This is a genomic window from Streptomyces sp. M-16 (assembly GCF_052114405.1).
Lineage (GTDB): Bacteria > Actinomycetota > Actinomycetes > Streptomycetales > Streptomycetaceae > Streptomyces.
In genome coordinates this window covers 1-485 of record NZ_JBFRER010000336.1, presented here as the reverse complement: position 1 = coordinate 485, position 485 = coordinate 1, and the positions used below count along the sequence as shown (strand labels likewise).

Annotated in this window: 1 protein-coding gene; it reads left to right on the top strand. The window is 72.0% G+C overall.

Annotation, left to right across the window (positions count from 1 at the left end):
* Positions 1–485, top strand: a 485-nt coding sequence (locus AB4039_RS42435; protein WP_442273338.1) for an acyltransferase domain-containing protein, incomplete at both ends; no start/stop codon positions are given.

Here is a 485-nt window from a genome sequence, read left to right as displayed (position 1 = left end):
CGGGAGGGGCGTTCGCTGGAGCGGGTGGATGTGGTCCAGCCCGTGACGTGGGCGGTGATGGTTTCGCTCGCCGAGGTGTGGCGTTCGCTGGGTGTGGTGCCGGATGCGGTGGTCGGGCATTCGCAGGGTGAGATTGCCGCTGCTGCTGTGTCGGGGGCGTTGTCCCTGGGGGATGCGGCGCGGGTGGTTGCGTTGCGGGCGCAGGTGATCGGGCGTGAGCTGGCCGGTTTGGGGGGTATGGCGTCGGTTCCGTTGCCGTTGGCGGCGGTTGAGGCGCGGTTGGAGGTGTGGGCGGGCCGGCTGGGTGTGGCTGCGGTGAACGGGCCGTCGGGCACGGTCGTGGCCGGGGACGCCGATGCGGTGGCCGCGTTCGTCGCGGAGGCGGTGGGGGAGGGGATCCGGGCCCGTCAGGTGCCGGTCGATTACGCCTCCCATTCGGCGCACGTGGAGCGGATCGAGGCCGAGCTGCTGGATGTTCTCGGGCC